Annotated in this window: 17 protein-coding genes and 2 CRISPR repeat arrays (1 of these 19 cut by a window edge); of the genes, 3 read left to right on the top strand and 14 right to left on the bottom strand. The window is 36.4% G+C overall.

Annotated elements, in window-relative coordinates:
- Positions 1–40 precede the first annotated feature (40 nt).
- The 3 genes from pyrR to BC008_RS19405 form a co-directional block, all read right to left on the bottom strand.
- On the bottom strand, positions 41–583 hold the full coding sequence (gene pyrR, locus BC008_RS19415; RefSeq protein ID WP_027843920.1) for a bifunctional pyr operon transcriptional regulator/uracil phosphoribosyltransferase PyrR: 543 nt from the start codon (positions 581–583) through the stop codon (positions 41–43).
- A gap of 336 nt (positions 584–919) precedes the next feature.
- On the bottom strand, positions 920–1,891 hold the full coding sequence (gene cbiB, locus BC008_RS19410; RefSeq protein WP_027843921.1) for an adenosylcobinamide-phosphate synthase CbiB: 972 nt from the start codon (positions 1,889–1,891) through the stop codon (positions 920–922).
- 112 nt (positions 1,892–2,003) lie between these two features.
- Positions 2,004–2,447: an Rrf2 family transcriptional regulator gene (locus tag BC008_RS19405; RefSeq protein WP_027843922.1), complete on the bottom strand. Its 444-nt coding sequence runs from the start codon at positions 2,445–2,447 to the stop codon at positions 2,004–2,006.
- A gap of 365 nt (positions 2,448–2,812) precedes the next feature.
- Here BC008_RS19405 and BC008_RS19400 point away from each other — a divergent pair, with 365 nt between their 5' ends.
- Both BC008_RS19400 and BC008_RS19395 read left to right on the top strand, forming a co-directional pair.
- Entirely contained in the window at positions 2,813–3,226 is a 414-nt protein-coding gene (locus BC008_RS19400; protein WP_027843923.1) for an AbrB family transcriptional regulator, read from the top strand.
- A gap of 1,829 nt (positions 3,227–5,055) precedes the next feature.
- A complete protein-coding gene (locus BC008_RS19395; protein ID WP_058183764.1) occupies positions 5,056–5,427 on the top strand; it encodes a hypothetical protein in 372 nt (123 codons plus the stop codon).
- A 208-nt stretch (positions 5,428–5,635) separates the two neighbouring features.
- Here BC008_RS19395 and BC008_RS19390 read toward each other — a convergent pair whose 3' ends face one another.
- Positions 5,636–7,273 carry an ArnT family glycosyltransferase gene (locus BC008_RS19390; RefSeq protein WP_027843924.1) on the bottom strand — a complete coding sequence of 546 codons (1,638 nt, stop codon included), beginning with the start codon at positions 7,271–7,273 and terminating at the stop codon, positions 5,636–5,638.
- Between the two features lie 618 nt (positions 7,274–7,891).
- On the opposite strand from BC008_RS19390, the gene BC008_RS50605 reads away from it, so the two are divergent.
- Complete coding sequence (locus tag BC008_RS50605) at positions 7,892–9,598, top strand: hypothetical protein (RefSeq protein ID WP_027843925.1); 1,707 nt, start codon at positions 7,892–7,894, stop codon at positions 9,596–9,598.
- Positions 9,599–9,638: 40 nt separating this feature from the next.
- Positions 9,639–10,326: a CRISPR direct-repeat array (repeat unit 37 nt; unit sequence GTTTCAATCCCGCAAGCGGGATTAAGTAATTAGAAAC).
- A gap of 207 nt (positions 10,327–10,533) precedes the next feature.
- On the opposite strand, the gene cas2 is transcribed toward BC008_RS50605, so the two are convergent.
- The 10 genes from cas2 to cas3 form a co-directional block, all read right to left on the bottom strand.
- Positions 10,534–10,827: a CRISPR-associated endonuclease Cas2 gene (gene cas2, locus BC008_RS19380; protein WP_027843927.1), complete on the bottom strand. Its 294-nt coding sequence runs from the start codon at positions 10,825–10,827 to the stop codon at positions 10,534–10,536.
- Positions 10,824–11,801 (bottom strand): type I-D CRISPR-associated endonuclease Cas1d, encoded by a 978-nt coding sequence (cas1d, locus tag BC008_RS19375; protein ID WP_027843928.1) that lies wholly within the window; start codon positions 11,799–11,801, stop codon positions 10,824–10,826. The genes cas2 and cas1d overlap by 4 nt, the downstream gene beginning before the upstream one ends.
- Positions 11,802–11,821: 20 nt before the next feature.
- Positions 11,822–12,406 (bottom strand): CRISPR-associated protein Cas4, encoded by a 585-nt coding sequence (gene cas4, locus BC008_RS19370; protein ID WP_027843929.1) that lies wholly within the window; start codon positions 12,404–12,406, stop codon positions 11,822–11,824.
- A 413-nt stretch (positions 12,407–12,819) separates the two neighbouring features.
- Entirely contained in the window at positions 12,820–13,068 is a 249-nt protein-coding gene (locus BC008_RS47550; protein WP_058183763.1) for a PIN domain-containing protein, read from the bottom strand.
- A gap of 8 nt (positions 13,069–13,076) precedes the next feature.
- Complete coding sequence (locus tag BC008_RS19360; protein WP_027843930.1) at positions 13,077–13,349, bottom strand: hypothetical protein; 273 nt, start codon at positions 13,347–13,349, stop codon at positions 13,077–13,079.
- A gap of 161 nt (positions 13,350–13,510) precedes the next feature.
- Complete coding sequence (cas6, locus tag BC008_RS19355) at positions 13,511–14,314, bottom strand: CRISPR-associated endoribonuclease Cas6 (protein WP_027843931.1); 804 nt, start codon at positions 14,312–14,314, stop codon at positions 13,511–13,513.
- Entirely contained in the window at positions 14,286–15,062 is a 777-nt protein-coding gene (gene cas5d, locus BC008_RS19350; protein WP_027843932.1) for a type I-D CRISPR-associated protein Cas5/Csc1, read from the bottom strand. Before cas5d ends, cas6 begins: the two co-directional genes overlap by 29 nt.
- A 123-nt stretch (positions 15,063–15,185) precedes the next feature.
- Positions 15,186–16,175: a type I-D CRISPR-associated protein Cas7/Csc2 gene (gene cas7d, locus BC008_RS19345; protein ID WP_027846023.1), complete on the bottom strand. Its 990-nt coding sequence runs from the start codon at positions 16,173–16,175 to the stop codon at positions 15,186–15,188.
- A gap of 62 nt (positions 16,176–16,237) precedes the next feature.
- Positions 16,238–19,342, bottom strand: coding sequence for a type I-D CRISPR-associated protein Cas10d/Csc3 (cas10d, locus tag BC008_RS19340; RefSeq protein WP_036267899.1), 3,105 nt, complete (start codon positions 19,340–19,342; stop codon positions 16,238–16,240).
- A gap of 85 nt (positions 19,343–19,427) precedes the next feature.
- Positions 19,428–21,620 (bottom strand): type I-D CRISPR-associated helicase Cas3', encoded by a 2,193-nt coding sequence (gene cas3 / locus BC008_RS19335; protein WP_235595890.1) that lies wholly within the window; start codon positions 21,618–21,620, stop codon positions 19,428–19,430.
- A 484-nt stretch (positions 21,621–22,104) separates the two neighbouring features.
- A CRISPR array of direct repeats spans positions 22,105–23,671; the repeat unit is 37 nt; unit sequence CTTTCAACTTACTTAATCCCGCTTGCGGGATTGAAAC; it runs 224 nt beyond the window's last position.

The following is a 23,671-nucleotide window of genomic DNA, read 5'->3' as shown; positions in this document are numbered from 1 at the left end:
CTACAAACTCACTAACCATCAACTGTTAACTGAATTTAATTCAATCTTCCATCAACTCTACAGCATCGCGTCCATCGTAATCTTGCAAGTAAACTTTGACGATTTCTTCTTTTGCTGTGGGTAGTTGTTTGCCAATAAAGTCCGGATGAATTGGAACTTCTCGATGACCCCGGTCTACCAAAACTGCTAATCTAATCGTTTCCGGTCTACCATATTCATTAACTGCATTTAAGGCTGCTCGGGCTGTTCTACCTTTGAAAATTACATCGTCTACCAGCAGAACCGTTTTCCCTGTCAAATCGATGGGAATATTAGTTTTTGCTGGTGTTCGCAAACTAATTTTGTCAAGGTCATCCCGATAAAAAGTAATATCTATCGCTCCAACATAGGGTGCAACTCCTTCAAGCACCTCTATATTTCTTGCTAAAGCTCGCGCCAGGGGAACGCCTCTAGAGTGAATACCAAGCAATACAAGTTGCGATAGATCGCGCGTTCTTTCTACAACTTCAGACGCTAAACGTGTTAGGGTACGACGAACTTCTTCGGCGGAAAGAATTTCTACAACTTTAACTGACGTATCCATAGGCCGATACCACTGAGTCATTAATTATACAGATTTTCAAATTGGGAATCAAAGCAAAGTGGGTTGGAATATAAAAATGAGTTTAAATTTATATGAATTATGCTCAATTACCCCTAATTCTCCTATTACAGCTTTAGGTTCGTCTTCCCTTAATTGGAAGAGATTAGGAACAGCGTAATGTAATCCTATTTCTCATCTGTAATTTACCGGAGATACCATATTATATTCCTAATGGCTTTAAGAAGCCGATATCTTCCTTTATTGCTGGTATAAGCTATTTATTCTGAGTTTTTCTTTCTTAGTAAAATCAGTAACTCCTAGTTTTTACTTTAATCATTACTTACCTAGAGCAAAAAAGAGTAGAGATGTCCCTCCCCCCAACCAAAGCAAAAAGCAAAAACGAGTAATTTGTAGAGCTTGAGCCAAAGAATCAGTCGTGATTGGATAAATTGATTTTCCTAAAAGTGGTTTATGCTTGGCTACACCACGGTACCAATTTGTCCCACCCATTTGCACCCCTAAAATCGCAGCATAAGCACACTCACTCCAACCCGAGTTAGGGCTGGGGTCTTTAACTGCATCTTGACAACAAATTTGCCAGACCCTTTGAGGCTTGCGTGAAAGTAAAGCTAAGGTGATTACCGTTAACCGACAAGGAATCCAGGTGAGATAATCTTCCAAACGGGCACTGAACCATCCGATATGAGTATATGGGGCTTCCCGATAACCCACCATTGAATCCAGGGTACTGCTGGCTTTATATGCTACAGCAAAAGGAACTGGACCGATAAATGGTACAAAACAACCAATAATTGCATAAAATAACGGAGCCATTACTCCATCGGTAGCATTTTCTGTTACTGTTTCTAAGACGGCACGTAAAATTTCTGATTCACTAAGATTGTCTGTGTCCCTACCAACATACTTGCTCAAGTTTGAGCGAGCTTGAGAAATGTTTCCAATTATTAAAGGTTGAACAACATTATCACAAGCAGCTCTTAAACTTTTAAGAGCAAAACAACTAGCAAGGAGAATAATTTGTAAAGTTATTCCTAAAAGTAGATGTATTGAAGCTGCAGTTTCAATTACTAACCAGGAAATAATACCACTACCGAAAATAATAATAATGCCAAGGATACTTCCTAATAAACGCTGGATTGCAGAGCGATCGCAAGATATTTTTAAGGAAAATTTAGTCAAGTAGGAAATTAGCCATCCGATAACTTGTACTGGGTGTAGCCAACTTTCGGGATCGCCAATTAAGTAATCTAAGCTAGCAGCAAAAATTAAAACAGGAATAGAAGTCATTTGTATTTTGCCCTTGGTTTTATCTACCTTCCTAGCAGAAGCTACGAAGATAGTTTTTTATTGTCATCTCATAATCAATAGTGATGAATGACTAATGACAAATTACAAATAACTAAACCACAAAACTAGCTTCTTCACCCAGGGAAGCTTGCCAACTACGAGCATCGTAATAAAGGTCAGCAAGGGTAATACTATATAGAGCTTCTTTGAGTTTTTCATGCAATCTTTGCCAAAGACTAAATGTTACCCAATCTTCCGGTTGTCCGGGAGAAGCTTGATGATTAGGTAGAGGTTCTACGGTTTCACCCACCGCTTCTAAAATTTCCCCCAATGATATTTTTGCTGGTTGTCGTGCTAATTGATATCCACCATGGGCTCCACGAATAGATTTAACTAAACCCGCACGACGCATTTCTATTAATAATTTTTCCAGATATGGAGCAGGAATATCTTGTCGTTTAGCAATTTCTCTAGTAGATACTAGACGATTATCTGGCTGCAAGCTTAAATCTAACAATGCTTTGACACTGTAGTGTCCTTTAGTGGTAAGTTTCATTGGGGCAAGCTTTGTTTTTCTTTATGTCAATTACTACTATTAGTTTGGAATAAGCATATAAAAACCATTCATAATCTCTTAACTATTAAATATATGCGAGTTAGCTATAATCAGTTACTTTAGGAATCTTAAACAATAACAATCCGCTAGTAATTTACAAACTATATATATTTATTGTGATTGAGAGCATATAAAATAGATTTTTAAGGTGAATATTAATAATTATGCAACATTTACATCGATGAATGTAATATACTTGGCTAAGCTGATATAAAAAGTTAAAGGATATTGTTCCCGCAAAGCAAAATGTCAGCTAAAATAAAATCGATTCCACCGGTTAAACAATTCATTTTCGACCTAAGTTGATGGCTAAACAGAAAAAGATTGAACCTCTAGTTGGTGAAGAACTTCTCAAGAAAGTCAAAGAACTAGAAAACCTAAGTAAAGAAGAAAAAGCTAAAGAGTGTGGCTACTATACCGTTACTAAAAATGGTATAGAACGCGTCAATATGATGAAATTCTTAAATGCTCTAATTGATGCTGAAGGTATTCAATTAGATACTTCTGCTGGCGCTAATGGACGTGGGGGACGTAGTGCTAGCTATAGAATTAGCGTTCAGTCTAATGGCAATTTATTAATAGGTTCGGCTTATACAAAACAAATGAATCTCAAACCTGGAGATGAATTTATAATCACCCTAGGTAAAAAACACATTCGTTTGAGACAAGTGGACTCAGATGATAGCGAAGTTGGCGAAGCAATGGAAGCTACAGCATAAAATATTTATTATTTAATGGCTAACGCCAAGCAATACCTACGGTACATTACGCTAAATGCGATTCTGTTATTAGTCATTAGTTATAAATCGATGGTCAATAGACTTTTTGTCTGTTGGCTATTGCCTAATACCTAATATCTAATATCTACCTTTATGTACAGCTTGCTGTTTCTTGTTTTCTGTAGATAGCCAGTAAATTAACTATAAATGATTTGTTTAGGCTCAAGAAAAAATACCATTGCATCTGTGTTTTACTTTTGACCAAATTAGTCATTTTTAACTCAAAACAGACCATATTACATGATTTTGCTAGCAGTTCAGCAGTACAATTGATATCTGAAAAAAAAGTGACATTCTTAAGCAAAGATGCCCTGTGCTATGGAGTAATGTATCTCTGCTTTTGATGTCGTACATATTCATAAGAGTTGCCCAACAAATTACGATCGTTGAGGCAGCTCTTTTAAATTCTATTTAATTGCCAGCCTACTACATTGCTATTTAATAATATTTCTTTAATCGTTTGGTCTTTTTTGGGGATAAAATAGTATTTTTTATTTTCTTTTATGACTTAAATTTATCAGTAAAAATACGCGTAAATTTCAATGAAGTTAAGATTTATTCAAAACTGAATACCTTCCTTGGACTCCTTATAGGAAAATATTTGTGTATCAGCTATTAATAAAAACCAGCTAAGTTGTATATTTTAAGATTAATTTTATTATATGTAAGATGTTACACATTTAAATTGAAAAGAAAAAGCAGTAGTGTAATTTAAACTAATAAACTCGATGGCATTCTTTAACAGGTTTTGAGTAAAATAATTAAACTCGAACAATGAAGACAAACTTAGTTCGGGAATTTATTGTCTCTAAAGCTAGCCATGACTTTACTAACAGATCGAGTCAAACAAAATAAAAATAATAAAAAATTTAAAAATTCTCTCTTATTTGCGATCGTGAGAGATGATTGAAGGAACCCCTAGATAGAAGTAAGGAATTACTCCTACATGCAAAACTTTGATAAAACTAATAGATTGTCCTAATAGATTATCCAAAATTTTATCTGCATAATGCTTAAATAGTAGTAAATTAAATCTTTGGGGTTAGTTCTAAGTGAGGCTTATGCCTCTAAGAAGTGAATCTGTTTGGAGTTTGAAATGAGATTGGATGCAGCAAAGCTTAATTGTGTCGTACTAATCACATTTAATCTGCTGTAATATTCCAAGGGCAAAATTAAAGTTCACACTGTCAAATCGATAGTTTCAAGTTCGTAAGGTTCGCGATTTCAAGTTATTGCTTTAAAGTTCACAATTCCAAGTTCATATTTTTGACTTGGATATTTCGAATTCAGGATTTCAAATTCAAGATTTCAAATTTAAAACTTTTGGATATGCGGAGTCATCTTCAATTAAATCTAGCTATACTCGTGTTGCAGCTGTTAAACGATAGTGAGTTGAAATGCAAGCGTAAGACTAGTACTCTATCAGATTTGAGCAAGGAAGGTGGAGGTACAGCACTGCTATGCTGAGCCTCCACGCTATGGAAGATGATTTTAATATCCAATGGTTTACACCATGCAAATATGATGAACTTCTATGCATCTGTATGCAAAATATTGACGTCTTCCTTGACGTAATGTCCAAAAGTTCTGTGGTATTTGCAATATTGTAAAACTTTAATGCTAAATGGGTTCGATTTGACAGACTATATCAGTTGATATGAAATGAGGCATTCAATAAATAAGACCAGTATCGATCGAGATCTGCATTTTTGGAACATCAATATAGATATTGTTATACAGCGATTAAGTGGACGAGGCTGACTAATTAAATGAATACGCACACATTTGATAATCATTATCTTACTTGCCCGATTTGTCAGAAAGATGCGGCTCCTAAGCCGATTAAAAGCTGTACAGGATTATATACTTGTCCGTATTGTCAAGAACGAATAGTAGTTTGCAAGAGCGGTAATTATGTTCGAGACCCGTTTGTGCTCAAGCGAATAATGATTTCATCAACTCTGCGCCGCCAAAGTCAACCAATAGCGAGAATTTTACGGGATTTTGTTCTTCTTAAACGTCCTTTGCTTTCCTTTATGGTGGGAATTTTTATTGTTTTGGGAGTACTAGCTACTAGTCAACAACACACTGATGTAAATAATACTACCCAGCAAGAATTAAATACTGATAAGCAAGAGTAGAAAAACAAAAAAAATCCCAGCGAGTTTTTCCCTCTGGGATTCATAGCCTCTTCCACAGTTTTCAGTAAGAGTATATCAAATAATACTTTGACGTTGCGGTATACATCATTTCTAAATAGAAAATTTTTACTAGATTTTTACTCTTATAATCTTTGTTACTTAAGGCTTAGGAGATTATAGGAGATACCAATCATAAGCTACATATAAACTATATTTTATTTTGTTCAGTGTTTTTTGTAACTAAAATCCAATTATTAGTTTCCCCGATCGCATTGATCGATTCTTGAGGTAAGTTTTGCAAGGTCGGTTTATCCAGAAGTAAGTAAGGATGTTTTTCTGTTTGCAAAATATTCAAAAGTTTTTGCAATTTTCCTTTTTCTGCTGTGGGAATAATGATGCGATCGCTATAAAAGTTTAAAGAAGGGCGATTTTCTGGAAAGGAAGTGTAAATTTTTTTGGTCGGTGGATTAACTCTTTGAATCATTGCAGCTACAGGCTTGACTGAATATCTTTCATTAAGTTCCCAAAGCCAATGATTTGATGTCATTAATAATATTAAAGAGATATAGGTTCCCCATAAAAGAATTATAAGAAACTGTTTGTCACCTTTTTGCATCAAAATAGCAGTCAAAATCATTGTGATGGTAAGTGTGACAAAAATCACTGCCAAATCTATTTCGGGTGTGAGACTAAAGGCGAAATAAATACTACCACCTGCGGCTATTACAGCAATCAAAATTAAAGTCGCAAACCAACTCCGGGGATAAGGTGTAAGTAGAGGTAGATTTTCTGAGTAGACCAAGAAGGCTCCGCAGGATAAAGCAATGCTGGGATAAATGGGAAAGACATACCATGGAAGTTTAGTACTCATTAAAGAAATGGTAATCAAATAAACTCCAAACCATACAATGATTAGTTTTGCCCAACTTAAGTTGCGATTAGCCCAGGTAAAACGTAAACTAGATGGGAAAAAAATCAGCCACGGAAAAGTATATTTTAAGATTTCTAATAGATAGTACCAGGGTTGCCCTTTATTCCCCTCAACTGGCTGCCAAATACGACTGAGGGATTGTTGTACTAAACCTTCGTTGGTGAAAATATCACTATAGTGCCATATCTGAGCCCCGTACCATGATATGACAGGTACGCTACCAATGAAAATTGCCAGCCACATATAGGGGCTAAAAAGTAGACGAGGGGTATCCCAAAAAATAAAAATAATCGCAATGCTTCCCAGTAAGATACCCAACATTCCTTTTGTCAAGCAAATTAAACCAAATCCAATCCCTACACCCAAGCTATAACGCAGATCGCGACGCGCTTTTAATAAGCACAGCATCATTAACATAAAAAAGCATAATGCTGCTCCATCCAACATCGCCAAACGACCGTGACGGACTACCGGTAACATCGTCAGATAAATTAATGCGCTGTAGACACAAACCAAACGCTGACGGAATATTTCTCGCCCGATGGAATAAAGCAAAGGTACAGAAAAAGCTGTTAAAATTGCGCCTGGTAGACGAGTTGTCCATTCATTTACACCACCCAAAGAATAAGTCCACGCAATTAACAAATGCATTAAAGGTGGTTTGTTATGGTAGGGCTCTCCTGCTATGGTTGGATAAAGCCAACGCATCGAGCCTGTTGGAGCGCGCCAAATATCCCGAGCGACCTGTGCGACAGTACCTTCATCCCAATCCCTTAGTGGTAAATTTCCTAAATCAATTGTAAAAATTAATATTGCTGCGGATAGTAAAACTAGGAACCATGCAAAATCAATTCGTTTTGCAATTGCAGGATATGTTATTTTTGCATCACTCCAACTAAAGCTTTTTTTTGGCATAATCTCAGAAGTTATTTTGCTTGGCGACCGATATATTCCATAGTCCCGTAAGGGTAATCATAGTCCCTTCCGTTTGACCAAATTGGGTTGGTGGTGACAGAGAAAAATTTTATATAGCAACAGACACTTCATTTGGGACATCATATTTTGGTTTAAATGGAACAGGGAGCGGGAAGCAGAAAAACGGAAAACGTCCTAAAAATTATGGCGACTGCTATATCTTCCCAAAAGCCAACATTATACCTGTGTAATATTTGCAAAAGAACTAAAAGTTTGAATTAATTTGATGTTCGTTTGATGCTTCATAATTTTTAAGTTTATAAATTTATAAATTTTAAATTGAAATTTAAATTTAAACTTAACTTAAAATTAAATCTAAATTGGAAATGAAAACTTAAATACATTAAGACTCTTAATTTATCTTTATATAAAATTCAAGTTTTTAAATTAGTGATGCTTGAAATTAATTATTTTCCATGAGTAGTTATCTTTTTTGACATTACTACCTCATATTTATTAAATTTGTTACCGAAGATTCTTATTACTAAATATTTTGCCTGGAAAGTTTGCATAATCGATAGCAACAAAAAATATCTATACCCCACAGGAGCTACTAAGGTGAATTTACCCCTAATTTTTGATGTCACATTAGGATTAATCTTTATCTACTTGAGTTTGAGCTTACTTGCTGCAGAAATTCAAGAAATGATTGCAACAGTATTTCAATGGAGAGCCCAACATTTAAGAAAATCTATAGAAATTTTATTAGGTGGTGACGCGCGCACTTCGGAAGAAGCAAAAGTAATTTACCTTGCAAACAAGATTTATAGTAATCCATTAATTCAAAGTTTAAATCAAGAAGCCAAAGGATTTATGGCTACCTTACCACGGCGTTTGACTTGGTTGTTTGCAAGTTTGTACCGTTTGTTCAAAAAACCTAGAGCGGGAATGGGTCAAAACGAAACTTTTTTTGGCGAAAAGCAACGTAGCGCGCCTTCTTACATTCCTAGTGGAAGTTTTGCTTCTAGTTTACTCGATACCTTACATCTACCTGAGTTAGTGCAAAATTTGGTTGAATCGAGATTAGAATTATTCACAAAAGAACGTTTAACAGAAATTAAACAAGTTTTAGATAAGTTAAGTCAGGAAAATAGTTTCGACGAAGAATTTCAAGTTTTTCTCAATAACGCAAATCGAGAATTTATCCAGTTAGAAGCAGATTTTGAAAGAGCCGTCTTAAACTTTGAAGAAAAAAAAGCAACCTTAAATGGAACAATTAGTTATTTAGGTACTAGTGTAGAACGATATATAGATAATTTACAATTAAATTTAGGTGAGGGCGAACTATCAAAAATCGCAATTTTCCGTTTAAAATCACTGCATAAAGATATGTTCTCCGATTTTGATAGAACAATTTTATTGGCAGGACTAAAACCTAATATTAATGAAGTAATAAAATTAGTCGATACTAGTACAGATATTTATCAAGAAGCCGCAAAAGTTTTAAAGAGAAAAGATAACGCTACTCATCAAAAGATTGAAAGATTTATTCAAAATTTACCTCCATCTCTATCTGATAATCTGACAGCATTAGCTCGGGGAGTTCGAACAAAAGTAATTGATACAGAAGAGGGAATTGTTTCATTGCGCAGACATCTAGAAGGTTCATTTGATAAATCTATGGATCGAGCATCCGGTGTCTACAAGCGTAATGCTAAAGGAGTTGCGGTACTGATTGGTCTATTACTGGCTTTAGGTGCTAATGCCGATACTTTCCATATGGTTAGTAGGTTATCAAAAGATTCTATTTTACGTCAGACCGTTACTCAAAATGCTAGTAATGTTTTGAATCAAAATAATTCAGGTACTGGAATTACAGTACAACAAATGCAAGCTAATTTAAGAAATATCAAAGAATCAACGGACTCAGCATTAACGGATATTTCTTTACCTGTGGGATGGACAGAAACAAATTTACGAAGACAACTAGATTGGGGTTCTGAAGCTGAAACGGAAGCAAACTCCCAAGCAGGTGTGAAGACATTAATGAGTTATCAAGGAGCACAGGGAGGACAAAATAATAATTCTGATGGTCTTCCTTTATTTCAAAAAATTATTAGCTGGACTTTTAGTGGACCAAATTTATTCCCGCAGAGAATTTTGCGTTGGGGTTTTATATTTGTTGGTTGGATAGTTAGTGGTATTGCGATTTCTATGGGCGCACCATTTTGGTTTGATATGATTAATCGACTTGTTAATGTTCGTAATACTGGTAAGGTTCCAACACCACCACCTTCTAGAAATATTGATAGTGAGTATTATTAAGGGTGAACGGGGAACAGGGAACGGGGAACAGGTGAGAGATATTTCAATCCTGTTTCCAGGATTAAGTAATTAGAAACTCCCAGTTAATGGCAACCGAGCGAATAATGGCGGGTTTCAATCCCGCAAGCGGGATTAAGTAATTAGAAACTGGACTTCAATAAAGTCTAAAGATATAAACAATACAGTTTCAATCCCGCAAGCGGGATTAAGTAATTAGAAACCCTAACTACGTATTTTCTGAGCCGTGGAACTCAGAAGTTTCAATCCCGCAAGCGGGATTAAGTAATTAGAAACTTGGGGCTGGTATGGGGGCAAAGGCCATTGCTCGGTTTCAATCCCGCAAGCGGGATTAAGTAATTAGAAACTACCGCCTTTCTTTATATGGCGATCACTAAACCGTTGTTTCAATCCCGCAAGCGGGATTAAGTAATTAGAAACGGTAAACCGTCGGAGAAAGAATGGCCAGGAGAGAGTGTTTCAATCCCGCAAGCGGGATTAAGTAATTAGAAACGTAAATATCTAATCCTAGGTATCCTGAAAAACCGATGTTTCAATCCCGCAAGCGGGATTAAGTAATTAGAAACTCAAGGTGAGATTATTGGTATATTTGAAGAGTTTGTTTCAATCCCGCAAGCGGGATTAAGTAATTAGAAACCTAATGAAGGCTTAGATAGCTTGAGAATCCTGTAAAGTTTCAATCCCGCAAGCGGGATTAAGTAATTAGAAACTCCGTCATCCAGAACCTAATAATAAAGGTATTTTCATAACCGATTTTGCTGGGGGAATTTAAAAACTCCATTACAGCGATCGCAAAACTATGAAACACCTCGCAGCAAAACTCTGAAACTATTGAATTGTCAAGGTTCTGACGTTTTGACGGGGCACCAGGGTTTTCGACCTCGCTTTCTCCCGTCAAAAATAAGTGTAGCAGAAAGTCACAAAATGATTGTTTCATTATGTTTCGGCTGCTCCGATCCATAAGCGATCGTATTACGTACAGCAAAAGCATCTAATACGTATATTCGTACCGAATCTTCCTGCTGCTTAATCAACTTCTCTATTTTCACCTGAAGTTTGGTAAACTGCAACTTGGTTAAAAAACACTCAAAAACACTATATTGAGTCCATTTCCCATAACCAGAAAGCAATTTGTGTAATCTCGTACGGCGTTTATTAGCTGCCTTTGTGTCGGGTAAATCGTAAATAATTAAATAAAATAGCTTTTTCATCGGCGTATAAATGGTTTGTAGGGAAGACCTTCCTGCAAATGACGACTGAATAAACGTGCTTGCAACTCAATCGCACGTCTGTAATTACATCGATAACCAAAATTTGGGTGTTTAAATTCATCATTCATTTTGCGTTCCCATGCTTGAAGAAAGTTTTTACGTCCTTTATCAGAAAGACGATATGCACCCAAGCTTTCAGTAAAATCATCCGGCTTGATTTCTTTATGTTTGATAACTGCAAAAATTAAACTATCAGCAACAAGGGGACGGAATTCTTCCATCAAATCTAATACCATTGCAGGTTGACCACGAGTCGTTTCATGTAAACAACCGATATAAGGATCCAAACCTGCTACGTGCACTGCTGCTGTGACTTGAACTCGTAAAAGTCCATAAGCAAAACCCAGTAAAGCATTAATAGGGTCCGTAGGTGGTCGGCGATTTCTACCGGTAAATGACCATTTGTCGGGTAGTATTGCTGACCAACAAGCAAAATATTCTCTTGCGGCTAAACCTTCAACACCTCTAACTTCATCAAGAGTGGTTTGTTCTGGAACTAATTTTTTTCTATTTTTGAGGGGATTATCTTTTTGGTCATAGCGGTAAAGAACACTATGTTGATTGTGAATTTTCCCAGTAACAATAGTTTGAGCGATTTCTAGTTTGCGCGAGCGATCGCAATGTGCAGCATATTGAGCCAGTCTTAATTGACCGTTGCGGGAATAAGCAGGGAGTGTAGAGCCTAAGTGTTTACCAAAATAAGACAGGTAATGAACCGGCATTCCCAATTCTAAAGCATAAACTAAAGCATCTCCGGTGACTTGTGGGTTACCCATCAAAATAACTTCTTCAACAGTTTGAGCGGGTACGGAATGTTTTTTCCAACTACCATCAGATTGCTTGAGTGCGACTTTAAATGCTTCGTGAGTTTTACTTAAAACAGCTTCTGGTTGAGTTACATAAAGTACGGACATAATTTAGACCTGAGAACTTATTAGACTTGATAACTTAATTGTTTAACTTCTTTTGGTAAACAAATACCTTTGAGACTACAGTCCCGACATTTTTTTGGATGGTTGATAGGTTTTGGAATCGGTTTTTTCAAAGCTTCCTTGGCTGCTTGAATAGCCTCTTCAGTAGCCTGACGTAGAGTTGTGGTAAATTTAACTCGTTCACGACGACGGTTAGCGTGATAGAAAATTTCGCCGTTGGTAATAGTTTTACCAGTGCGTTCTTCCAAACATAAAGCCGCACCACAAAGTTGAAAATGGTCATTGAGATGATTGTTCATTTTTCCCTTTTTGTATTCAAGGGGTATTAGTTCGTCATCTTGTTGTTCGACCGCATCGATAATACCGTTAATGAAAAGGCGATTACTCCATACCCATTGTTGACGATAGATAATCGTATCTCCTTCGAGATATGTACCTTCATTATTAATATTGCGGTGTAAGTGGCGACCAAGAATAATATGTTCGTTATCTGCATTTTCTCCTAACTGATATTCCAGATAAAATCGACGCGGACAATATTCCCAAGCATTTAAATATGCAAGGGGAAGATAATTTTGTTCGTTCATTTTTTTGGTTTTATTAGAAGGGAATGGGGAGTCAAAAATTTTCGACTCCAAAAACATCATGTTCTAAGTTTTATTAGGTTTAAGTCTTATAGGATTGCTGGGCTGTGGAAGTGCTACTATAAACCCAATTTAAGTAGGTTAGTAAGAAAAATCATAACTTGTTTGTAATAGCGCTAAAGCGCTACTACGAGCCAAATACGATTATCTTATATTTCTTTAGATAGTTTACTTTTTTCTTGCCTACTTACTTATAATTCTTGATTTTAGGAAGTAAAAGGATTGAAGATATCTATATCACAACTTTCAAAATCACGGACATTACGAGTTACCAGTGTGAGATTATGAGTCTTAGCAGTTGCAGCAATAAGAATATCTGCTTGCGTGCGTTGCTTTCCTTGACTCCTTAAATCACCTCATAATTTACCAGATAATTTTGCAATATTTACCGTAATGGGAACGATACTACAGTAGTTTCCCAGGAATTGCTCAAACCATTGTTCGATTCTTGGATTTGGTTTAGCAGCTAAACCATAGCAAATTTCTTCGACTGTGATAACACTCAAATTAATTGATGAGACCTTTGCACTCCAACTCAGGACTCCAGAATTAGGTTTAGGACGTGCTAGTTCACTAATAATATTAGTATCACAGAGAAAAGTCATGAATATTGTCAGTCATCAATAAAAGGATTTGAACGATCTTGACGTTCAGGAATCTCTAAGGTGTAATTTTCTTCGCTACAAATTTCACGCAATTGTGCAAAAGCATCAGCTATTGAAGATTTTTTTTGCAGATTACGCCAGTTAAGAAATTCCTGAAATAATTGAGCTTCTACAATTGCTGCTATAGGTTGCTCCTGATTATAAATCATTTGGGGTTCAAGGCTGGCAGCATTAATTAGTTCATTTAGTTTTTGTTGAGCTTCTTCAATTGTCCAAACCATATTTACCACAAGACAAGTCACTATAACTAATTTATCGCACTCAATTAGTTCTAAGTTTGATTAGTTCTAAGTTTGATTAGTTCTAAGTTTGATTAAACCTCACACCATTCTATATACTAGTTTTTATTTTGCTGTTTGTATTGAATCCCAATCGCCAATCCCTAACCCCCAATCCTCGTCTGTCCCATTCCCATTGAGGTTTTCCGTCCTACTCCTGAGAAGAAAGCGAAATGAGCGAGAACTGAAGCTATTTTGGCTTGTTCCTCATCCCGAAAGCGATAACGAACCCAACCTTGAGCGCCAATTTCTGCACCACCTTCCATTCTGAGTGCGTGGGTTTTGAGTTCGTAAGCAGATACTAATCCCATCCATTCCACAGAAGGAAATTTGTACTCGTTTGGTGCAAAGTGATTCCAACGTCTATGCAAGGAATTAAACACTAATTCGGGTAAAGGAAATGTTTGGATATTTTGAAGTTGTTTGAAACTTGTAGGTGAGAAAAAGGTTAGTTGAATATCTGTAGAATTGGAGTTTTTAGATATCGCACCATAATTAGTTGCTTCTACTAGAGTATGAGTTCCCGGTAAGGTGTAGATATTCCGAATTATGAAGGAAAATTTTGCCAGAATTACCGGTTGTCTTTCCTGTTGTTCTAAACCTTTTAATAAAGGTGCAATTAAATTACCATCTAAAAGACTAATTCGGAAATAAAATATATCTCCCGGTTGAGTTCCTTTAGGGCGACGATTACCTAGTAATCTTGATATACCAATGGGGGAGGTCTGGGTATTATGAACAAATTCTGCAACTTCCGGAGAACCAAGATGCAACCATCGCAATACCAAAGCATGGAGTGCTCTGGAAAGAGTTGGTGAAAATTTACCTCTTTCTGCAGCTGCTAATTCTACTACTAATGAATGCAAATTTGAAGATTTATCAGGCTGCGATGAGATTTTTTGCTCCATATAAGGTTCCCCTCGGTAAACGGAATTGATTTGGTAATTGAGGATTTGCTCTTTTTAAATTTTGCCATTCCTGATTATCAATAGATTGAAAATATTCTCCTGAAAGTCTTGCTTGACTTATTAAACTTACAGGTGGCATTACAATTCGATTGTATAGAATTAAATCAGTATCATTAGATAAATCTAGAGGATTTAAAGGATGGGAACAAGTATAATCACCTGAAGATTTTTTGATCACAGAATCAGGTATTTTTATGCTTTCGACCTTAACTTTTGCTGACCATTTACCTAAACGAATCCATTGAGGAATTGTAATGCGCTCGGGTGCAATAATATAGGTACGATATTTACTACCAACTGCTAATTCTTTAGCTCTGCCATAATTAATGGGATAATTTTTATCGGCTCCTTTATCTCCAAATTGTTTTGATTTTCCATAATATGCAACCTGAGCAGCTTTAAAAGTATTGACTTGATAAGACCAGACTATCGGTTGTGCTGGAAAAACGTAAATTTTGGCTTGATTTAGATGTAATAAATTTTGCTCTGATTTATCGTCTAAATAAGTTGGTTTTTGTGCTTTTTCTCCATAAAGGCGATAGGAATGGGGAATATAATCAACATTAAATAATGCAAAACTTAACGCCCAATTATGTAAATATTTTTCTGTCTCATAGAGAATCCCCATTTCTCTAGTTGCGAAAAATACATTATCGTGCAGGGTTAAAAGACAGTGATATAAAGGCATAAATCAGTTATCAGTTATCAGTTATCAGTTATCAGTTATCAGTTATCAGTTATCAGTTGATGACTAATAGATTTAACCAACAAGTAACTCATTACTCGTTACTCATTACTTATTACTCATTACTCATTTCTTTCTCGCTTTCTTCTTCAACGCTCCAAATGAAGATGCATAAGTTTTGGTTTGTTCGGAAAGTTTTGTAATTGTTTCTACAAGTTTTTCTTCATCTTGATAAATTGCATTAACTTCACCAATTAACTCTTCTAATTCGGAACCAAATATCAGATTAGTTTTACGCACTGGTTCATCATTGAGTAAATTATTTGCTACGCTGTTAGCTTGAATTAAAATATCGCCAATGGGAGCATTAATATCACTTTTTAATGCATCATAAAGGGCTTGGGTAAAATGTAAATTACTAAAAATTTCCCCGTCACAAAATACAATTCCCACTAGATAATTTTTCATTGTTCCGGTACGAGATTCTTGTGCTCCATAACGTCTGGTTCGCAGTAAGTTACCCAAAACATAAAGAAAACCTTCGTAAGTGCAATCTCGCAATGTCTCTACCGTTGGAAAAGTTATTTCTGGTAAAACATGATCCAATTCGTTGATTGAACTGCGCATTTCTCCACCTTCACTCATTGTTCCACCTTCAAAGGGTGCATTAAAGGTAAAACTACGGTGCGATCGCTCGTAGGAAGTTAAAGAAAATGCTGAGTCGGAGTAAACTTTGGAGCGTTCCGAACCACTATCACCAATTGCAAAACCGTAGATAATACAATCGGGACATTTCTTACAAGCATCTTTGCTGTTATATTCGCAATATTTATCTTTATTTCCAGAATCGGGGGTGGTGATATTCAAAGAACGTAGTAATTCTCTTCCTGCGAGACGTTCTGGTGTTGTTTGTTTGCGTTTGAACATTACCAAACGGCTGATTTGTTCGTTATTTTCTAATCCAGCTTGGGTACGTGCGGTGTTGAGAATTCCGTCGGTTTGGAATACGGGGAAAGATTGACTGTGACGGAGCATTATAAAGTGAATATAATTCCCTGATGCTAAACGGGGAAAAGCATTTGCAAATTTGGGTTTGAGGTTTTCTAATATGGTCATGATTTTTCTCCTTTAGGTTGCTAAATTTTTCAGATTCTGTAGAGACGTTCTATAGAACGTCTCTACGAGCAGTCGGAATTAATCGAGGGGGATTTTTCTTGTAAAGCTAAGCGTCGATAAGCAAATTCAACACCTGACTTGATACGATTGCGGTTTTCTTGGAGCAATGCGCGATCGCCTTGGTAAAGTTGAAGAAATAATTCTTTGACGCAGGTTGTCATAAAGGTATGAATAGCTGCGATTTCTTGTGCTTGTCTAGTGGTGTAGTCGATAGATTTATCTGCAATTAAGGGACGTTTATATACTTCTTGACGTTCTAAAGCATCTTTGAGTTGTCCCGCTCCTTGTAAAATAATGTCTTCGCAATCAATTTGTTGAGGAACGCTTAATATTACTTCTAAGGCTTTTGATAGGGGAAGTAATATTGTATGGCTTGATTCGCCTAATTTTACTTGATAGAAAGTTCTGTATTGTTTGACTAATTTTGTCATTAGCTGCATTAAATATTTTCCTCCACTTTTATTTTGGTAAGTATTATTTGTTTGTGAAATATCCTCGGTAGAGACGTTCCATGGAATGTCTCTACATGATTCATGATTATTGTCGTCATTTCCTACCCAGATTTGAGCATATTTCCAATAACGTTGAATTTCTTCTGATGTGGGATTTCGTTTTGAATCATTACGTCGCAATCCTTGATTCGCTAAAGCAAATATATTGAGTACATTGGTGGTTATTTCTCTCACTGTTTTAATTAAATCTCGCCATTTTGGATCTTTTGACGAACTGCGAGTATCTAAATTCAAACTGTAAGCTATTAATAGTTTTTGAATTGCTTTTTGTAAGTCTTGAATTCGTAAAGATGTTGATAAACCAAGTAAATTCCAAAAACCTGCAGGACCATCAAGAATAACGGATTCTTTAAAGTCACTATCATTTTTGTATAGAGGAAATGAGCTACTGGTAGCAACTACTTTTACACCTAATAATATTGGTAATGTTATAGCTAAAAAAGCTGGTTTTACCCATGCATCGGTGAGTGTTTTATCAAGTGTTTTAGTGTAAGTCATCGCCATAAATGGCAAATCTTCCCCTGCATATTTATCTTTTTGTTGGTTTTTGTGATAGCGTCCAGATTCTATTTCATCATCTAATAACCAATTTAAATTTTGTAGCCCATCATTACTCATTCCCGAACTTACCCATTGTTTACAAATTTCCCTCATATTTAATCGCTTTATATTATTGACCAAAAGTTTGATTGCAGTAGCAGTTTGTGGTGAATAAACATATGCTGGAAATATATATAAATATATTGGTTGCTGTTCTTCTAGTTTTCCTGCTGGTACACCCCATAATGCTTGACGCAAGAGCATTTCTAAGGACCAAATTTTGGAAATTCCTCGTTTGATTTTCCCACCACCTAAGGAATTTTTATTACTATATTGTTGAGGTTTAAAGAGCACAACTGAATCCATTTGGTCTTCTGAAATGAATTCTCCAGAACTGAGAGAGCAAATTGGTTGTTTCGCTACTTTTGTTTTTGCAATTGTATATCCTGCTAATTCACTCAAAAATGATGATTCTTCGCTTTCCCATCCCTTTACTTCTAAATATTTGCTGAGATACTCTTGCAGTACCTCTTTTGTTACATTATGATGTTGAGCTAATAAATCATTATTTTCTGCCCATTCGGCTAATTTTTCCGCTATTTCTAATAATTTATCTGTAATTTCTTCCGGTATTAACGCAGAATTCTCTGCTATGTAATATGCTGCAGCTTGGTACCAGCCATAGTTTACTCCACCCTTTTCTAATTGTGTCTGTTCGGGTAAAATTTTATTGGTTAGTTTTAAATTATCGAGAATCCAAGTAATATATTTAGGAGATTTCCGTAAAAGTTCCTTTTCCGCAAATAAAATAAATTCAGCAATGCGATCAGCGCGGAAATCTGCTCCTTTTGCTAAAAATTTTTGTTCGGATTCGGTCAAAGATAATTTTGCTAAGCGCTTGGGGGTCGCTGGGTCTTTCTGATTCGCGACTTTTACAGCGATAATAAGGGGAAGTTCTCGAATAATTTCCGCTGCTGTTAATAATTCTAATGTTTGTGGAGCGGCTTTTAAACCTTTACCATCTCGTTTAAATCCAACCTCTCCTCGTAACATTTTGCTACTCAATAAACCACTTATTTGGGAATATATAAATTCTTGTAGCTCTACATTGTCGGGAGTCTGATTATCATTAGGAGCAAGATAAACTACTCCTTGAGCGAAAAATAAAATTGGTTCCCAGTCTAACTCTTTAGCAAATTGAATGGTAGCATTATGAATCCCATTGGTGAGAATTCCTACAGTATCTCTCAAGCGATGATAAACAAGTTTTTTATTGATATTTAAAAAACGTAAATGCTCCCGCAGTCTATCACCTCCTGTTTCAGTATCAATGTCTCCCGGATCGGTTAAATGAACTGCAATATCACCGAAAGCTAACAGGTGACGTAATGGTGAAGTCAAACGACGAGAGTCATTAATTGCAAATTTATATCCGCTTGTTAACCAATTCGCAGGAATGATATTTGTTCCATGTTTAAATTGAGTATTTTGGGCTAAAAAAGCAATGTCTAACAGGTAGTTTCGCCATTCCGACCAAAACAAACTAAAGTTTAGTTTTTCCCCCAATTCTTCACAGATTTTAAGAATTTTGGGAATATTATCTGATGAGGGAGGTTGAATTACTTGAGAGCGACAGTGTTTGTCATAATCATGCAAGGTAATTCCCAAACATAGCAATCTTTTTTCAATCTCTGAAAGAGAATTTGCAGGATTTAGATTTGCAGGATTTAGATTTGCAGAATTTAGATTTGCAGAATTTAGATTTACAGAATTTAAATGGGGAATTAAATTCCAAGATGTAAGCAAAGCATTGAGGACATGAACCATCAAACTTTGGTCAGAGCTTTGAGACCATTTTTGTGCTTTATCTTTTGCGTATTGGTCACCAAGTAAAGATAAAACTTGATAGTGTGCTGTTTCTGAACCTCCTAAAGCTGTTGCGAGGGAAAATTCTCTTTCTAAAGCTGGTAATACAGTTTCGATGTAGGAACGCAGAATTGGATCGGTATCTGTACTTAAGGTTTGGAGGAGTAGAGTTTGTAATAGGGTTCTCATGGTGATTGAGCGCTACGCGCAAGTCATTAGCAAAGCGTGTCCATAGGACATAAGTATTCTATTTTCTTTAAAATTACTGGGATAATTAAAATATTGACGACTCAAATCGGTTACGGGTGAATTTTTTCAATCTCCATTTGCATGCTTCTAAAAGCAATGCATCCTGATTAAAAGCGCAAGCATAAGCTTGTTCGTCAGCGTCAGTTAGACGATATAAACCAAATAATGGACTGAGTCGCAGAGTTTTACTTACATCCCAATGACTATTACTGGGTTTTTTCGCAACCGGAACTAGAAAAGCGAGGATTTTCTGTTTTTGTAAGCAGTTAATAACCTCAGATTGGGGATGTCCCACAAGGCTTAATTTATCTATTAAAATTAATTGACAATATTTAAGTTCGTTACTTTTACGATTACAATGCAGAGTTAAATCAAAGCGTTTGTCTACCCATCCCTCAATCTGGAAGTAGACTCGAATATAATTTTTGGGAAATTCTTCTTCACCATGATTTGCATTTGATGCTGCTTCTAAGAAAGTATCTCTATCTGTAACTTCTACAAATGCATAAGGTAAAAGTTTGAGTAAATCATAGGTATAAAAGCGATAAGAACGATCCCAAACACCTGCTTGTAGAGTCGAACTACCCCGAAAACGTAGAAGTTCTTCTTGAGTTGCTTTACCTATATCGCTATTTCCCATTCCATACCATTGCTTACTTAGAGATTCTAAGTTCTGCGAACAGATATTTTGCAAGTCTTCTGTAATGCGATCGCGAATAGATTTACTTACTTTAGCGTTTTCCCGACTCATACGCCAAAGCATCCCCTGTGCTTGTAATCCACCCCAACGTTTGCGATATTCCTCGAATTCTTTAGGAGAATCAAAAGCATCTTTAATGACATCGTTTAATTGACTACGATCAATAGTTTTTTGAGAATCTTGAGAGTTTTGAGAACTGTGAGAATTTCGAGAATCTTGAGAATCAACTAGGGTTTCAAGTTTTTCTTGCAAACGGGACATAACCCAAGGTGTATAACCAGGAATTAAAATAAAGGCTTTATATAAAGAGAATCCAGAATGTCTTCCCAAACGTCCTAAACGTTGAATCACTGTTGCGGAATCACTACTCTCAAATATCAATAGATGAATCCGAAAATCAACTCCCACATCTACTGCTGATGTTCCCACTACTAAAACAGGTTGTTCGGAATTCTTTAATTCTTCTTTTGTTTGTTTTCTTTCTTGACGATCTACCCTTCCGCTAACTTCTCTTACTATTACATTGGGTAATAATTCTTCGAGTTGATGAGTTATCAAACCAGCTTTAGCAACCGAATTAACGATAATTAGTCCCCGACCTCGTTTTTCTCTATCCAATATCTTTCGAATTTGGGGAACGATTTCCTCTAACCATTGTGAGGTATCGGTATCTTTCAAAATTACAAATTCTAATTCTACTGCTTGGAGAATTTGACGATAACCTGGAGCTGCTTGATTTGTGTATACTCCTTCCACTGTTGCAATTTTGAAACCTGTTTGCTGCAACTGTGTAATAAAATCTGGTTTGGGAGTTGCAGAAGTAAATAAAAATCTCCGAGGACGTGATGTGTGTTCTTGGGTACGACGAATTAATGTCATACTATTTAAGGCTGCTGTTTCTTGATGTGACCCAAAAATATGGAACTCATCAAACACCCATAAGTCTGGCCATTCTGCTAATATCAACGGTAATAAATCATTTCCATATGCCGAATCTCGATATTGGTAGTGGGTAATATAGTGAAAAATGTCGGGATTGGTAAGTAAAACTGGTTTTTGTTGAATCGCCAATAATAACTCTTGAAATTTGTTACTTTCTTCTGCTTGTTTTACTCTTCGGCTTAAATCTGCGCCATAAATACGATCAACTCTTAGGGTCGGATCTAAACCAAATAATTGATGATAACCTTTTTGTTGTTCGGCTTGGTCTTCAACTAATTCAATGGTGGGATATAACCCCATGATGCGAAAATTATCATCAAGTAATGTTGGTAAATTTGCACCTAAAGATTTACCATCCCCAGTTGCAGAAGTATTAAATATAATGTCTGCATCACCATGCATGACTTCCGCACAAGTTTGGGCTTGATGGGAAGATAAAGGACAAGTACTACCTACAGGAGGTTTAAGATTGGGGGCTTTCTGATATACTTGACATTGGTGTTTGCAGCCAAGAGGACAATTCCCCAATCCCGGATTAAGTTGGGAGTAGAGTGGTTGTATTTGAAGTTTCACCATGTTTGCTCAGAATGTTTGAAATTTCAATTCAAATTTTTTGTGTCACGAAGTTTTAGATTTCATAGTTATTTCAATTTCATGGTTTGTAAAAATTTCGATTGAGTCCAAGATAATGCTGATTGCAAAAAAGTCCTAGTCAAAAAATGATAACAACTGGTTTATTGTTGGTATAAATTCTGTTACATAGTCTCGAACTGCCCTTGTAGCAAAGCTTTGATAAGATTTAAAATAAAAAAATGAATTTTTGTAATCGACAATTTCAAGTAAGGGCTGTATCTTATACAGGAAGCGTAAATTTGACGGGGGAAAGCGAGGGCGAAAACCCTGGGGTCCCGACAAAACGCCAGAACCTTGACAATTCAATATTTTCAGAGTTTCGTTACTTGATGTTTCATATTTTCTCAATCGCTAAAATGGGAATTTTAAATTCCCCCGACAAAATCGGTTGTGGAAATAGCTATTTTATTGGGTTCTGGATGGCGGACTTTCAACTTACTTAATCCCGCTTGCGGGATTGAAACCAGAAATCAGGGATAAGAATATCTCCGATCATATGACTTTCAACTTACTTAATCCCGCTTGCGGGATTGAAACTTGCCTGGAGCTGAGTTGTTTGGAAATTGATAACACTTTCAACTTACTTAATCCCGCTTGCGGGATTGAAACCATTGCTAGCTTCCATATAACCACGACCTCTATACACTTTCAACTTACTTAATCCCGCTTGCGGGATTGAAACTTGCCTCTGCTTCATCATGGGATAATTTTTGATTGTCCAACTTTCAACTTACTTAATCCCGCTTGCGGGATTGAAACAATCTTTTGAATCTTGCATGAGTTGGAATACTTTTTCTTTCAACTTACTTAATCCCGCTTGCGGGATTGAAACGTCTTGGGAGCTTTCTTTTTCTTGGGCTTAGTATTCTTTCAACTTACTTAATCCCGCTTGCGGGATTGAAACCGCTTCAAATTATTTGTGAATTTAGGTTTTAGATACTTTCAACTTACTTAATCCCGCTTGCGGGATTGAAACGGGGGAATACCATCTGTTTCTAATGCAGCACGGATAACTTTCAACTTACTTAATCCCGCTTGCGGGATTGAAACATGCTGAACGACGGGTTACTTAAGAAATTACTTACACCTTTCAACTTACTTAATCCCGCTTGCGGGATTGAAACTTTAATAGTAAGAAAGGTTTGCCCTTTTTGCGAAGGCTTTCAACTTACTTAATCCCGCTTGCGGGATTGAAACGTTAACTAGAAAGCTAGGACGGAATGCCCATACGGCTTTCAACTTACTTAATCCCGCTTGCGGGATTGAAACAAATGTATAAAACCCAGCATCATAAAAACTCTTGGCTCTTTCAACTTACTTAATCCCGCTTGCGGGATTGAAACCTTCTCTTACACACTTTAGGAAAGCATAATTTCTAGCTTTCAACTTACTTAATCCCGCTTGCGGGATTGAAACGGAAGAATAACGAATTTGAAATTTTTTTTGATCAAGTCTTTCAACTTACTTAATCCCGCTTGCGGGATTGAAACACGGCAGCACTAGGTTTTTCTCTAGTTCCATCCTTTCTTTCAACTTACTTAATCCCGCTTGCGGGATTGAAACGCAACATCAAAATTGCGTTGTTCTTTTAATCCCCGCTTTCAACTTACTTAATCCCGCTTGCGGGATTGAAACTCTTAATCAAGGTTTTTGTGTTGTTGATTGACGTTACTTTCAACTTACTTAATCCCGCTTGCGGGATTGAAACATGATGCAACACCACCTTAGCAGCGCGTTTTAATTCTTTCAACTTACTTAATCCCGCTTGCGGGATTGAAACGGTAAACGGGACTTATTTAACTTGTTCAGCGTAATTCTTTCAACTTACTTAATCCCGCTTGCGGGATTGAAACACCAGCTGAACTTCGGCGGCAGATGATTCAATATTTCCCTTTCAACTTACTTAATCCCGCTTGCGGGATTGAAACAAACTGTCTGGTGTTCTTAATTCTTGGTAATCATCCTTTCAACTTACTTAATCCCGCTTGCGGGAT

The sequence above is a fragment of the Mastigocoleus testarum BC008 genome (assembly GCF_001456025.1).
In the GTDB taxonomy this organism is placed as follows: Bacteria; Cyanobacteriota; Cyanobacteriia; order Cyanobacteriales; family Nostocaceae; genus Mastigocoleus; species Mastigocoleus testarum.
Note: the sequence above shows the minus strand (reverse complement) of the source record. Positions and strands in the feature narration are given on the sequence as shown.